This is a genomic window from Janthinobacterium sp. OK676, assembly GCF_900103595.1.
Lineage (GTDB): Bacteria > Pseudomonadota > Gammaproteobacteria > Burkholderiales > Burkholderiaceae_D > Janthinobacterium.
On record NZ_FNHA01000002.1, the window covers coordinates 258,629 to 271,214 of the forward strand.

At 64.1% G+C, this 12,586-nt stretch carries 10 protein-coding genes; 3 read left to right on the forward strand and 7 right to left on the reverse strand.

Annotation, left to right across the window (positions count from 1 at the left end; genetic code table 11):
- Positions 1–46: 46 nt before the first annotated feature.
- The 3 genes from BLU39_RS04785 to BLU39_RS04795 all read right to left on the reverse strand — a co-directional run bounded on the left by BLU39_RS04785 (position 47) and on the right by BLU39_RS04795 (position 3,606).
- Positions 47–340 carry a DUF6916 family protein gene (locus BLU39_RS04785; RefSeq protein WP_232731160.1) on the reverse strand — a complete coding sequence of 98 codons (294 nt, stop codon included), beginning with the start codon at positions 338–340 and terminating at the stop codon, positions 47–49.
- A gap of 165 nt (positions 341–505) precedes the next feature.
- Positions 506–2,518, reverse strand: coding sequence for a S9 family peptidase (locus tag BLU39_RS04790; protein WP_092710434.1), 2,013 nt, complete (start codon positions 2,516–2,518; stop codon positions 506–508).
- A gap of 188 nt (positions 2,519–2,706) precedes the next feature.
- Positions 2,707–3,606 (reverse strand): LysR substrate-binding domain-containing protein, encoded by a 900-nt coding sequence (locus BLU39_RS04795; RefSeq protein ID WP_092710436.1) that lies wholly within the window; start codon positions 3,604–3,606, stop codon positions 2,707–2,709.
- A gap of 158 nt (positions 3,607–3,764) precedes the next feature.
- Here BLU39_RS04795 and BLU39_RS04800 point away from each other — a divergent pair, with 158 nt between their 5' ends.
- The 3 genes from BLU39_RS04800 to BLU39_RS04810 are packed head-to-tail and all read left to right on the forward strand — an operon-like array spanning position 3,765 to position 5,505.
- Positions 3,765–4,310, forward strand: coding sequence for a sugar ABC transporter (locus tag BLU39_RS04800; RefSeq protein ID WP_092710439.1), 546 nt, complete (start codon positions 3,765–3,767; stop codon positions 4,308–4,310).
- A 7-nt stretch (positions 4,311–4,317) separates the two neighbouring features.
- Positions 4,318–4,644 carry a hypothetical protein gene (locus BLU39_RS04805; protein ID WP_092710441.1) on the forward strand — a complete coding sequence of 109 codons (327 nt, stop codon included), beginning with the start codon at positions 4,318–4,320 and terminating at the stop codon, positions 4,642–4,644.
- A gap of 21 nt (positions 4,645–4,665) precedes the next feature.
- A complete protein-coding gene (locus BLU39_RS04810; RefSeq protein ID WP_092710444.1) occupies positions 4,666–5,505 on the forward strand; it encodes an MBL fold metallo-hydrolase in 840 nt (279 codons plus the stop codon).
- A 22-nt stretch (positions 5,506–5,527) separates the two neighbouring features.
- Here BLU39_RS04810 and BLU39_RS04815 read toward each other — a convergent pair whose 3' ends face one another.
- The 4 genes from BLU39_RS04815 to BLU39_RS04830 form a co-directional block, all read right to left on the reverse strand.
- On the reverse strand, positions 5,528–7,021 hold the full coding sequence (locus tag BLU39_RS04815; protein WP_092710447.1) for an efflux transporter outer membrane subunit: 1,494 nt from the start codon (positions 7,019–7,021) through the stop codon (positions 5,528–5,530).
- A complete protein-coding gene (locus tag BLU39_RS04820; RefSeq protein WP_092710449.1) occupies positions 7,018–10,194 on the reverse strand; it encodes an efflux RND transporter permease subunit in 3,177 nt (1,058 codons plus the stop codon). Before BLU39_RS04820 ends, BLU39_RS04815 begins: the two co-directional genes overlap by 4 nt.
- Positions 10,194–11,360, reverse strand: a complete 1,167-nt coding sequence (locus tag BLU39_RS04825) for an efflux RND transporter periplasmic adaptor subunit (protein WP_302848391.1) — start codon at positions 11,358–11,360, stop codon at positions 10,194–10,196. The genes BLU39_RS04820 and BLU39_RS04825 overlap by 1 nt, the downstream gene beginning before the upstream one ends.
- Positions 11,361–11,602: 242 nt before the next feature.
- Entirely contained in the window at positions 11,603–12,583 is a 981-nt protein-coding gene (locus BLU39_RS04830; protein ID WP_092710454.1) for a GlxA family transcriptional regulator, read from the reverse strand.
- Between the last annotated feature and the right edge of the window lie 3 nt (positions 12,584–12,586).

Below are 12,586 nucleotides of genomic sequence, written 5' to 3' on the forward strand. Positions count from 1 at the left end.
GGCGCCCGCCTGGCCCGCCCGGCGTCCGCGCCGTTCGACAAGCAGCTCAGTTGAACACGGCCTGATACAGAAAACCGTGGCTGTCACGCGCCACCGGCACCAGGAATATCCCCACCTCGCCAAATGCATCATGCTGCAGCTGAAAGATTTTTTGGCTAAAGACGATGGCGGAGCTATGGTGGAACAATAAGCTGAACGGCGCGCGCAGCATGCCCTCCAGCGTAGCGGACTGCAAAGGACGCACCTCCTTCAGGATGAAAGCGGCATGCCCGTCGCTGACCGAGACAAATGTATCGTTGACGCGCGTGGCGAAGTGTTCCAGAGTCAATACATTCATCATTGCAGGTATTCCATTCCATGAGCGCTGTGACTGAAGCAATGATTTATTCTAATGCAAGCATTACCGCTTTGGCACATCTTTGGGCATGAAATGCTCCCCTTCCGCGCGCGGCAACAATGCGGCGGCCCGGGCCATCAAGCCCGTCCGCCCACATCGTTTCGCCAACTAGCGCATCGCCTCCAGCAAGCCCGGCGCGAACTCGGCGCCATGCTTGACCTGCGCGGTCGACGCCTTCAGGGTGGCGCCAATTGGTTCGGCGCGGCCAGCCAGGCATTGGCCCAGAAAGTTTTCCGTCACGGCATTGAAGGCGATGTTGTTGACGGGCCGGGCAAAACCATGTCCCTCATCGGGGAACAGCACATACGTGACGGGAATATTCTTCGCCGCCATGGCCGCCACGATCTGGTCCGATTCCGCCACATTGACGCGTGGATCGTTGGCGCCTTGGCCGATCAGCAGCGGGCGCTGGATGTTGTGCGCAAAGTTCAGCGGCGAGCGCTCCTTCAGCAGCGCCTTGCCCTCTTCCGTCGTCGGGTCGCCCATGCGCTTGTAGAACTGCTGCTTGCCCGCTTCCCAGTACGGCGGTATCGTTTGCAGCAAGGTAAACAGGTTCGACGGGCCGACGATGTCGACGCCGCAGGCAAACGTCGTCGGCGTGAACGCCATGCCGGCCAGGGTGGCGTAGCCGCCGTACGAGCCGCCCATGATGGCCACCTTGTCGGCACTCGTCACGCCGCTCTTGACGGCCCATTGCACGGCGTCGAGCAAGTCGTCATGCATCTTGCGGCCCCACTGCAGGTCGCCGGCCGAAATGAATTGCTTGCCGAAGCCCGTCGAGCCGCGGAAGTTCACCGACAGCACGGCATAGCCGCGGTTGGCCAGCCACTGGTGGTAGCCGTTGTAGCCATAGGTGTCGCGCGCCCACGGGCCGCCGTGCACCAGCAGCACCATCGGCACGGCCTGCATGGCCTTGCCGCCGGCGGTGGCCTTCGACGCCTGCGGCAAGGTCAGGTAGGACACCAAAGTCAGGCCGTCGCGCGCCTTGATCTGCTGCGGATACATGGGCACCAGCGGCGCGCCTTCCAGTTCAGGCCGGGTCACGTATAAACGCGTGAGCTTTTTGGTCTTGCGTTCGTACAGCCAGCTCGATGGCGGCGCCGTGACGGCGTCGACGGACACCAGCCACTTGTCGTCGGCGTCCGTGCGCGACGTCACCGTGAACTGGCCCTGCGTGTTTTTCTTCAGGAAAGCCAGATCGGCTTTCAGTTCGTTCGTCAGCGGCAGATATTCCTGCTGCAGATAATTGACCGTATAGGCTTGCACCTGGCCCGTGCGCGTATCGTACAGCGCATCGGCGATGTCGGAACGCGGGTCTTGCGCCACCACCGTGCTCTTGCCGCTGGCCACGTCCTGCGCCAGCAGCGCCGAAGTATTGCGGCCGCGCGAATCGGTCCAGTACAGGGTCTTGCCGTCGACCGTAAACGCCAGCGGCGCCGTCGTCTGCGAGTCTTCCAGGTCCACTTCGGCCAGCGGCGTACTCTCGACCTTGCCATCGGTCAGGCGGAAATACTGCATGCCGCCATCGGCGCGCGCCTTGCTGGCGATGCGCAGGTTGAGCAGTTCATCGGCCAGATAGCCGCCATAGCCATCGTTCTGCTGCACCAGGGTCAGCTTGCCGCTGGCCAGGTCCAGGCTGTACACGTCGTGCCAGCGCGCATCGCGGTTATTGATGCCGACGAGGATGCGGTCCTTGACCTTGCTGCTGATCTGCACGATCCGCACGCGCGTCTTCTCGAACGGCGTGTAGTTGACCTGCTTGCCGCTCGCCACGTTCACGCCGTACAGCAGGAAATTCTCGTCGCCGCCCTTGTCCTGGATGAACAGCAGGGTCGTCGAATCGGGCGACCAGAAGCTGCTGCGGATGGGCCGCACTTTTTCTTCCGTCAACGGCCGCGCCTGTGCCAGGTCATTGGCCGGCGCCACCCACACATTGAGCACGCCGTCGCGCGGCGCGATCCACGACAGCCACCGCCCATCGGGGCTGAGCTTGCCGCCGGACTTGCTGGGATTGCCGAACAGCTTGGCCCGCTCGATCAGCGGCGTTTCCTTGACAGGGGCTTGGGCGTGCGCCGGCAGTGCGCCGGCGAACAACAGGACAGGCAGGACATAGCGAATCATGGATACCTCATGGTTGTGGAATGAAGGAAAACTTGATAATTGTGCATGTGCCAGCACATCATAGGCCAAAGCCATATCGCCGGGTTGATGACAGTGATGGAGGACGCAAATCGAGGGATGGAATGCGGGAAAGGGAGCATGGAATGCGATGCGGACGACCCCCTCAAGGCCGGGCCGCCCTCGATGGGCTAGGCCTGCGGCACAGCCGTCGTCGTTTTCTTCGCCTCGGCCAGTATCCATTGCGTGAATGCCTGGATGGGTTTTCCGCTCAGGCCGATGGGCTCGGGGAGGACGATGCAGAAGGTCTTGGAGATGGTTTTTCCATCGGGCCACGGAGCGGCCAAGCGGCCTTGCGCCAGCTCCGTTTCCACGTAAAGGCGCGGCACCAGGGCGACGCCGAGGCCGGCCAATGCCGCCTCGATCAGCATGGCATGCAGATCGTAGCGCGCACCGGTCGCAGGATTGTTCAGCGCGACTCCGGTTTCCCGGGAATAACGTTCCCAGGCATCCGGATTCTGCCGCCGGTGCAGACGCGGCAGCGTGTCCAGTGCGGTTGCGCCTTTCAGAAGCGCGGGATGGCAAACCGGAACCAGCACCTCATGCGACAGTGGGTACGTACGCATTCCTGTCCAGGCCGGGTGCTCGAAATGGAGCGCGGCATCGAAGCCGCTGCCGGCAAGAACGAAGGGGTGCATGCGTTCGGTGAGATGCACAGTGATGTTCGGATGCTGCCGCTGGAATTGTGGCAGGCGGGGAATCAGCCACCGCATGGCGAACGTCGGGATGACGGCAATGTCGAGGCTGGCACCATCGATGGGTTGGCCCATCAGGTACTGGCTGTCGCGCTCCAGCCGGTCGAGCGATTCGCGCACTTGCGCCGCATAACGCTCGCCGTTCGGCAACAGCCGCACGCGATTGCCGACTCGTTCAAACAAGGTAACGCCAAGAAAGACTTCCAGCCGGCCAATCTGGCGGCTGATCGCCCCTTCCGTCAGCGACAACTCCGCCGCCGCCCGGGCGAAACTGCCATGGCGGGCGGCCGCCTCGAAGGCCATCAAAGCGGCGTTGCTGGGGATCTTGCGGCGCATGGGAGTTCCTGGGACGGAGCCAGGCAAACGGCTCACCTTGATTTTTAATCATGGAAGCATACCAAAAAATCGATTTATATGGCGAAACTCAGGGTGCACAATGACTGAACATCAACAAGGAAGGCCGGTGCGCAAAGCGTCCGGCCACGAACGATCTCATGATATATACCGTCGAATGCAGCTTTGCCGATCCCGCCAGCGAAGCGCAGTGGAATCATTTCTATAGCCTGGAAAAACTGCCCGCCCTCATTTCGGTGGGCGGCTTCCATACCTCGCAGCGCTTCAAGGCCTTGAGCGCCGGCTGCCCGGCCTACCTCGCCATGCATACGATCGACAGTCTCGATGTGCTACAAGGAGAAGAGTATCGCCAGAAAGGCGGCGGCAATTTCGCGCGCTGGCAGCAGCACATCAGCGACTGGCACCGCAATCTGTATGCCGGCCTTGAGCGCGCCCCGGCCATCGGCGCAGACGACTATCTGGTGACGAGTACGGTCGGCCCGGAACCGCTCATCGACATGGGCCTCGCTCCCTGTCGGATGCAGGCTGTCGCATTGGAAAGATTTCCCGAACATCGATGGGTGGCGAAGATGGAGCGCGCCATTGCCCCCGGCATGGAAGCGCTTCCCGAGGGCGTGCATCTGTATGCGCCCATGACCGCTCAATTGACGAATGGCAGCGATATCGCCGCGCACATTTCACGGTAGAGGCCACATGCCCAACGTGACAATTTTCATGCCAACAGAAAAGATGCCGCCAGATGCGAATCTGGCGGCGCTCACCGACCAATGTACCGAACTCTGCACAGGGATGCTTGAAGCGGCGCTGGAGAACGTGCACGTCATCTATGTCGGTGTCCGTCATGGCCGGGGGAATCCGGCTTATGCGGAAATCCGATACCGGCTTGTACCGTCCAGGACGAAAGCCGTCATGGAGGCGTTCATGGAAAGGCTGGAGGCCATCATCAAAGCAAATACGGGCCTGGCCGCACGCATCCGCTGTTTTGGCTATGCGCCCCCGGCCATTCATGCACGCAATTGATTATCAGATAGGAATACGGCAATGGATCACATACTATTTCCCAGCCAGCAGATAGGCGAGTTTTCGATCACGGCCATCAGTGACGGCTACCTGTCCGCCAGTCTGGATTTGCTCTCCAATATCGATAGGATGGATGCGTCAAAATTGCAGCAGGACGCGGGAGTGAACGATCCCTCTTCCATCCATATCAACTGCTATCTGGTGCGCGGCCGCGGCCGCACGATCCTGATTGATGCGGGTGCAGGCGGATTCAAGCACTGGGGCGGCAAGCTGAAAGTCAATCTTGCGCTGGCTGGCGCACTACCTTCCGACATCGACACGATACTGCTGACGCATGCGCATCCCGATCATGTCGGCGGGCTGCTTGATGCGTCAGGAGAAGCCGCCTTTCCCGACGCGCAGCTGGTGGTCCACCAGCACGAGGTTGCTTTCTGGGAGGACGATGGCAATCTCAGCCGGGCAAGTGAGCGCGCTCGCGGCAACTTCCTGTTTGCCCGCAAGGTGTTTGACAAGTACCGGGAGAAGATGCGCCTGTTTACCGGGAACGAAGTTCTCCCTGGCATTAGTGCCATGCCCCTACCGGGGCATACCCCAGGGCATTCCGGTTATCGCATCGAATCCGCTGGCCGCAGTCTGTTGATTTGGGGGGATATTGTCCACTTCCCTCAAATCCAGATTGCGCGGCCCGAGGTATCCATTGCATTCGACCAGGATCCCCTGCTGTCGGCCGCAACACGCTCGACACTGCTCGATGTGGTCAGCGCCGACAACATCCTTGTCGCCGGCATGCACCTTGGCGAACTCGGCTTCGCACACATCCGGCGCAAAGGCGCTCTCTACAGGATAGTCTACGAAGCCTAGCGGCTGCCCGCGCACAGCAAGATCAAGGCCTGCCGGCGAGTTGCTTCGTCCGCGGAAGCGACCCGGCGCCTTCACAGCCGTCGCTTGCCTGCGCGCAGATCTCCCAGCCGCCGCCCAGCGCCTTGTAGATGCTGACAACGGCAAGCCGCTGGTTGGTGCGGGCGACGGCCAGCGCGCGACGGCTGGCGAAGTCGGCCCGTTCCGCTTCGAGCACGTCCAGGTAGAGGCCGGCGCCTGCCGAAAATTGTAGCCTGGCAAGACGCGCAGCCTCGCGGTTTGCCGCCGACTCCAGCATCCGCAAGCCTAGCGTGCTGCCTGCCGTGTCATAAGCCTTGAAGGCATCGTCCGTTTCCTGGAGTGCGCGCAGGACGGCCCGGTCGTAGGCGATCAGGGCTTCCCGGGCGCGTGCCTCGCTGGCGGCGATGCGGGCGCGCACGCGCCCCGTGTCGAGCAGATTCCAGCGGATGACGGGGCCGAGCAAGCTCGATTGCATGCCGGCGTCGCCCATCGCATCGAGACTGCCCGCGACGAGTCCGATGGAACCCGTTACCTGGACCTCGGGATACAGGCCCGCCGTCTCCACCCCGATGCGGGCGGTTGCCGCGGCAAGGTTGCGCTCGGCCTCCGCGATATCGGCGCGCCGCGCGAGGAGCCCGGCGGGATCGCCCACGGCAATCGTCCGCACCGTCAGCGCGTCCCTTGGCGGCGTGGCGGCGGGAAGGCTGAACGTCTGCGGCACTTCGCCAAGCAGGACGGCCAGTGCGTTGACGGAGGCCGCGCGGCGGCGCTCCAGTTCGGGCGCGGCCACCTCCACCGAGCGCAGCAAGGCCTCGGCACGGAGCCGGTCGAACTCGCTGGCAGAGCCTGCGCTCACCATGCGTTCAACCAGTGCCAGGCTGTCGCGCTGGCTTTGCCGGATGCTGGCCACGACGGCGAGTTCAGCCTCGATGCCGCCCAGCTCGAACCAGGTGGCCGCCACTGCGGCGGCGACGCCCGCCTGCACGCCGCGCAGCAAGGCCTCGCGCGAGCCCGCCTGCGCCTGGCCCGCCTCCACGGACCGCCGCACGCGGCCGAACAGGTCGATCTCCCAGGACGCATCGACGGTGCCGCGATAGCTTTCGCTCTGACGCGGCTGGCCGGGCAGCGTTTCGGCCTTGCTCAGGCGGCGCTTCTCGTACCCGAGCGCGGCGCCGCCTTGCGGCAGGAAGCCCTGCCTGTCTTCGCGCAGCAAGGCTTTTGCCTGCGCGAGCCGGGCGGCAGCGATGCCGACGTCGTGGTTGGCCGCCAGCGCCCGCTGGATCAGGGCGACCAGCGCCGGGTCGTCGAAGCTGCGCCACCACTCTACCTCGACCGCTCCCGGCACAAGACCGGCGTAGGCCTGGCCTGCGCTGCCGGAAAACTGCGATGCGGACAGCGGCGGCGGCAAGGGCGGCGCATAATCGGGTCCCACCGCGCAGCCGGCCAGCAACGTGAGCCCACTCAATGAGACTAGAATTGTTTGATACGGGCGATTCATGTCGTGCTCCTGTGCATGCTTGTCTGGGTCGTTGGCGTGTGGCGTTCGAAGCGGACCGCCAGGGCGCGCATCACCACATAAAACACGGGCGTGAGGAACAATCCGAACAGTGTCACGCCCAGCATGCCGGCGAACACCGCGATGCCCATGGCCTGGCGCATCTCGGAGCCGGCGCCACTGGCGAAGACCAGCGGCACGACGCCGGCGATGAAGGCGAGCGAAGTCATCAGGATGGGCCGCAGTCGCAACCGGCAAGCTTCGATGACCGCATCGAGCGCGCTCGCCCCTTCCATTTCCAGGCTACGTGCGAACTCGACAATGAGGATGGCGTTCTTGGCGGCCAGTCCGACGAGCACGATGAGCCCGATCTGCACAAAGATGTTGTTGTCGCCGCCCGCCAGCCACACGCCGATGATCGCGCTCAGCAGACACATCGGCACGATCAGCAGGACGGCCAGCGGCAGCAGCCAGCTGTTGTACTGCGCGGCCAGGATCAGATAGGCGAGCAGCACACACAGCGGGAAGATGAACAGCGCCGAATCGCCGGCCAGCTTTTGCTGGTAGGTAAGGTCGGTCCATTCAAAGCTCATGCCTTCAGGCAGCACCTCCTTCGCCAGCCGTTCCATGGCGGCCACGGCCTGCCCCGAACTGACGCCTGGCATCGCGCCGCCCGAGATGTCGGCCGAGGGATAGCCATTGTAGTGAACCACGCGGTCAGAACCGGAACTGGGCGTGACGGTGACAAACGACGACAAAGGCAGCATGTCGCCGGCCGCGTTACGTACCTGCAAGCGGCCGATGGCCTCGGCCTGCATGCGATGCTCCGCATCGGCCTGGGCCGTCACCTTGTAGGTTCGGCCGAAGCGGTTGAAATCGTTGACATAGAGGGAACCGAGATAGATCTGCAGCGACTCGAACACGTCGGCCAGGCGCACGCCCTGGCTCTTGACCTGGGTACGGTCGATGGCGACCTCGAGCTGCGGGGCATTGACGTCCAGGCTGGTCATGAGTCCGGCCACCTGTCCCGACTCGCTGGCCTTGGTCATCAGGATATGCGTCTGCTGCACCAGGGCATCGAGCCCGGCGCTGCCACGGTCCTCGACCAGCATCTTGAAGCCGCCGGTCGCGCCAAGGCCGGGCACTGGCGGCGGCGGGAACACGCCGAGGAAACCGTCGGGAATGCCGGCGAACTTCGCCTGCAGGCGCCCGGCGATCGCGCTCGCCGTGAGGTCAGGCGTCGTGCGGGCCTTGAACGGGTCGAGCATGACGAACATGACGGCCGCGTTCGGCACGTTGACGAAGCCGTTGATCGACAAACCAGGGAAGGCGACGACGCTTTCAACGCCAGGCTCGGCCAGCGCAATCTTCGACATCTGCTTGGCGACGGCATCGGTGCGGTCCAGCGATGACGAGTTGGGCAGCTGAGCGATTGCCACCAGATAGTATTTGTCCTGCATCGGCACGAAGCCCGGCGGCACGGCCTTGAAGCCGAAGAAGGTCAGCGCGAGCAGGCCGCCGTACACGAGCAAGGCCACGCCGCTGACCCTGACGACTTTGCGCACGGTGTTGCCATACGCATCCGGCGCGCGCTGGAACGGCCGGCCCAGCATCTGCAACAGGCGCTCGGCGCGGCCACGCAGGCTGCGCGGGTCATGCACGGCCCCGGCCTTGCGGGGCTTGAGCAGGAGGCCGGCAAGCGCCGGGCTGAGCGTGAGCGAATTGACGGCCGACAGGATGGTAGAGATGGCGATCGTCAGCGCGAACTGGCGGTAGAACTCGCCCTGCAGGCCGCTCAGGAAGGCGGTCGGAATGAACACGGCGGCAAGCACCGAGGTGATCGCGATGATGGGGCCCGTGACCTCGTCCATGGCGCGCCTTGCCGCTTGCCTGGGCTCTTCGCCATTTTCGATGTGGCGTTCGACGTTCTCGACCACCACGATGGCGTCATCGACGACGATACCGATCGACAGAACCAGGCCGAACAGGGACAGGGTGTTGAGCGAAAAACCCATCAGATGCATGACGGCGAAGGTGCCGATCAGCGAGACCGGCACCGCCATGAGGGGAATCAGCGACGCGCGCCAGTTGCGCAGGAACAGCACCACCACGATGACGACGAGAATGATCGCCTCCAGCAGAGTTGTTGCCACCGATTCCAGCGAGGCACGCACAAAGACCGTCGGGTCATAGGCGATGCGCGAACTCAGTCCTGCCGGGAAGTTTTCCTCCAGCCGCTGCATGGTGTCGCGCACCGCCTGCGCTACGTCGAGCGCATTGGCGCCCGGGCTTTGAATGATTTGCAAGGCGACGGCCGGCTCGCCGTCGAGCAGGCTGCGCAGCGCATACGCGTCGGCGCCCATCTCGATGCGGGCCACGTCGCGCAAACGCGTCACCTGGCCTTCGGCGCCCGTGCGGATGATGATGTCGCCGAACTGTTCCTCGTCGGTCAGGCGTCCGAGCGTGTTGACCGTCACCTGGAAGGCGGCGCTGGAGTCGGGCGACTGGCCGACGGAACCGGCGGCCACCTGCACGTTCTGTTCGCGCACGGCGGCAATCACCTCGCCTGCCGTCAGGCCGCGTGCGGCGATCAGGTTCGGGTCGAGCCACAGCCGCATGCTGTATTCGCCCGCGCCCCAGACGAGGACGTCGCTGATGCCGGGAATGCGGGACAGCTCGTCGCGCACCTGCAGGTAGGCGTAATTCGAGATGTACAGGGGATCGTAGCGCTTGTCGGGCGACAGCAGGTGCACCACCATCAGGATATCCGGCGAGGTTTTCTGCGTGACGACGCCCTGGCGCTGCACTTCTTCAGGCAAACGCGGCAGTGCGCGCGCGACCCGGTTCTGCACCTGGACCTGCGCCATGTCGGCGTTCGTCCCCTGCGCGAAAGTGACGGTCAGGGTCATGCGGCCGTCGGTTGCCGATTGCGACGACATGTACTGCATGCCCTCGACCCCGGTGATGGCCTGCTCGAGCGGCGCCGCCACCGTTTCGGCGATCACCTTGGGATTGGCGCCAGGATAGGCGGCGCTCACTTGCACGGTCGGCGGCGTCACGGCAGGATACTCGCTGAGCGGCATCTGGAAGAAGGCGACGATGCCGGCGAGCACCATCAGGACCGAGAGGACGATGGCAAAGATCGGGCGGTCGATGAAGAAACGTGGGAAGGACATTACGCGGCTCCCGAGGTTTTCGGCACGGCGACGGGCGTGCCGTCGATGCCGGCCGGCTGCGGCGTCACCTGCATGCCAGGGCGCACGAGACCCTTGACGACGATGCGCTCGCCCGGCTGCAGCCCCTGCTCGATCACGCGCAAACCGTCGACCATCGGGCCAAGCTCGACGGGCCGGAACTCCGTCTTGTCGCCTTTACCGACCACCAGCACATAGCGGCGCCCCTGGTCCGTGCCTATCGATTGATCGGACACCAGCACCCTGGCTTGCTGCGCCCCCGTCTCCAGCCGGACCTTGGCAAACAGGCCGGGCGTGAGTTTCCCATCGGGGTTGTCGACGACGGCGCGGACACGCACCGTACCCGTCCCGCGATCCGCGGCGTTGGCCAGGAAATCGACACGGCCGGGACGTACATATGTCTTGTCCGTGGCCAGCGCCACCATGACCTTGGCCGCCTGCGCCCCACGCGCGGTGGCGCTGGCGCGGCCGGCGGCGAGCGAGCGCAAATAGGTGCGTTCATCGACATCGAAATACACGTGCAGGGGATCGATGGAAACGATCGTCGTCAGGGGCGTCACGCCGCTGGCGACGTAGTTGCCCTCGGTGACCAGCACTTGGCCGACACGTCCGCTGATCGGCGCCGTGACGCGCGTGAAACCGAGCTCCAGCTGAGCGGCGTCGAGCGCGGCCTTGGCGGCGTCGACCTGTGCCTTGCCCGCATGCAGGGCCGCCGTCGCCACGTCGAGACGGTCGCGCGCGACGATCTTCATGGCGAACAGCTGTTCGGCGCGTGCATGCTCGGTCTGCGCCAGCATCGACGCCGCCTCGGCCTCGCGCAGGCGCGCCGTGGCGGCATGCACCGCCGCCTGGAACACGCGCGGATCGATCACGAAGAGCTTGCTGCCCTTCTCGACAAAGCGGCCTTCCGGCACGCTCACGTCCTGCAAGTAGCCGGCCACCTGGGGGCGCAACTCGACCCGCTTGACGGCGGTCAGCGAGCCGTTGAACTCGACGTACGGTGTTGCCTGGCGCACGATCACTTCGGCAACGGGAACGCCGGGCGGCTTGGCCGCAGCGGCAGGCGACGCCGTCTGCTTGCATCCGCTGACGGCAAGCGCGGTGCCCAGCACCGCGGTAATCAGGGTTATTGGTGTGACTTTCATCATTGTGCCTTTCGCGACTGGAGTCGACATGGTTTTGTTGAGCTGAAACAACTCCCATGACCTTTATCCGACCTGACACACTAGGAAGGTCAAGCATTTTCAAGTTTGCGCGCTGTACCGGACGGAGTTGTTATCGACAATGTGCTGGGCGGGCGCCCGGCCGGGCGCAAGGGTGCGGACTTTGCCGTATTTCCGCAAGCTGATTGCGGTGCGCAGATTGCCCCGCCGCCGAGTTGCCCGGTTCGTTACAATGGGGATGAAACTGCCGGTCGAAATTGCCTTGGCGTCACGCCTGTCGCTTTGCGCATCAGGCGCCTGAGTGCCGTCGTATCGACATAACCCACGCGCTCAGCCACTTGCTCAACCGTCAGCTTGCTCGTTTCGAGCAGCATGCGTGCCTTGTTGAGCCGTACGCTCTGCAGCAATGCCGACGTACTGCGCCCCGTGGCGAGGCGCACGTGCCGCGAGAGCGTGCGCTCGGACATGCAAAATTCCGCCGCCAATGCCGCAACGCCGGGCGGATCGGGCAAGGCGGACTCGAAACGTTCCACCAGCTTCGCGATCAATGCATTGCCATTGGCGAGCATGGCAGGAACGATGAATTGTGCCTGGGATTGTCTGCCATCGATCAACAGCGCACGCGATACGGCGTCGGCAAGCACCGGGCTGAACTGCGTGCTCAACAGGTGCAGCATCAAATCGGTCTGCGCGAGCGCCGCTCCGGCGGTCACGACCGTTCCATCGCGTATCACCATGCGGTCGGCATCGACCACGCAGCGCGGCTCCAGCTGCTGCAATAGCGGCGCCAGCCACCATGACGTACTGACCCGTCGTCCTGCCAGCAGACCGGCGGACTGCAGCAGAAAAACGGCCGAGCACGACGCTGCCACGGTACCTCCTGCTTGCGCATGCGCTTGCAAGGCCTGCACGGCCCGCAGCGCGTCGGGCTGCGCCAGGCGCTCCTTGATGGCGGGCGGACTCTCCAGGCCGAGGCCGGGAATGATCCAGGTAGAACCATCCGGACGAGCGGTTTTCGGCAGAATTGTGGCGTCGATGGTCATGCCGTGCCCAAGCTTGATGGCGCCCTGCGTTGTGACCACACGCCAACGAGGCGTAGCGCAAGCGGCAGTGGCAGCCAGCGACGCGGCGGCCGATAACATATCGAGGGTCAGCGCGACACTCGACGCAAAGGCGCCTGACAAGACCAGAACCGTGAAATCATGCATTGG

Excerpts from the sequence above, each read along its gene's own strand:
- BLU39_RS04785 (WP_232731160.1), bottom strand. The coding sequence starts at position 340 with ATGATGAATGTATTGACTCTGGAACACTTCGCCACGCGCGTCAACGAT.
- BLU39_RS04790 (WP_092710434.1), bottom strand. The coding sequence starts at position 2,518 with ATGATTCGCTATGTCCTGCCTGTCCTGTTGTTCGCCGGCGCACTGCCG.
- BLU39_RS04795 (WP_092710436.1), bottom strand. The coding sequence starts at position 3,606 with ATGCGCCGCAAGATCCCCAGCAACGCCGCTTTGATGGCCTTCGAGGCG.
- BLU39_RS04800 (WP_092710439.1), top strand. The coding sequence starts at position 3,765 with ATGATATATACCGTCGAATGCAGCTTTGCCGATCCCGCCAGCGAAGCG.
- BLU39_RS04805 (WP_092710441.1), top strand. The coding sequence starts at position 4,318 with ATGCCCAACGTGACAATTTTCATGCCAACAGAAAAGATGCCGCCAGAT.
- BLU39_RS04810 (WP_092710444.1), top strand. The coding sequence starts at position 4,666 with ATGGATCACATACTATTTCCCAGCCAGCAGATAGGCGAGTTTTCGATC.
- BLU39_RS04815 (WP_092710447.1), bottom strand. The coding sequence starts at position 7,021 with ATGAATCGCCCGTATCAAACAATTCTAGTCTCATTGAGTGGGCTCACG.
- BLU39_RS04820 (WP_092710449.1), bottom strand. The coding sequence starts at position 10,194 with ATGTCCTTCCCACGTTTCTTCATCGACCGCCCGATCTTTGCCATCGTC.
- BLU39_RS04825 (WP_302848391.1), bottom strand. The coding sequence starts at position 11,360 with ATGATGAAAGTCACACCAATAACCCTGATTACCGCGGTGCTGGGCACC.
- BLU39_RS04830 (WP_092710454.1), bottom strand. The coding sequence starts at position 12,583 with ATGCATGATTTCACGGTTCTGGTCTTGTCAGGCGCCTTTGCGTCGAGT.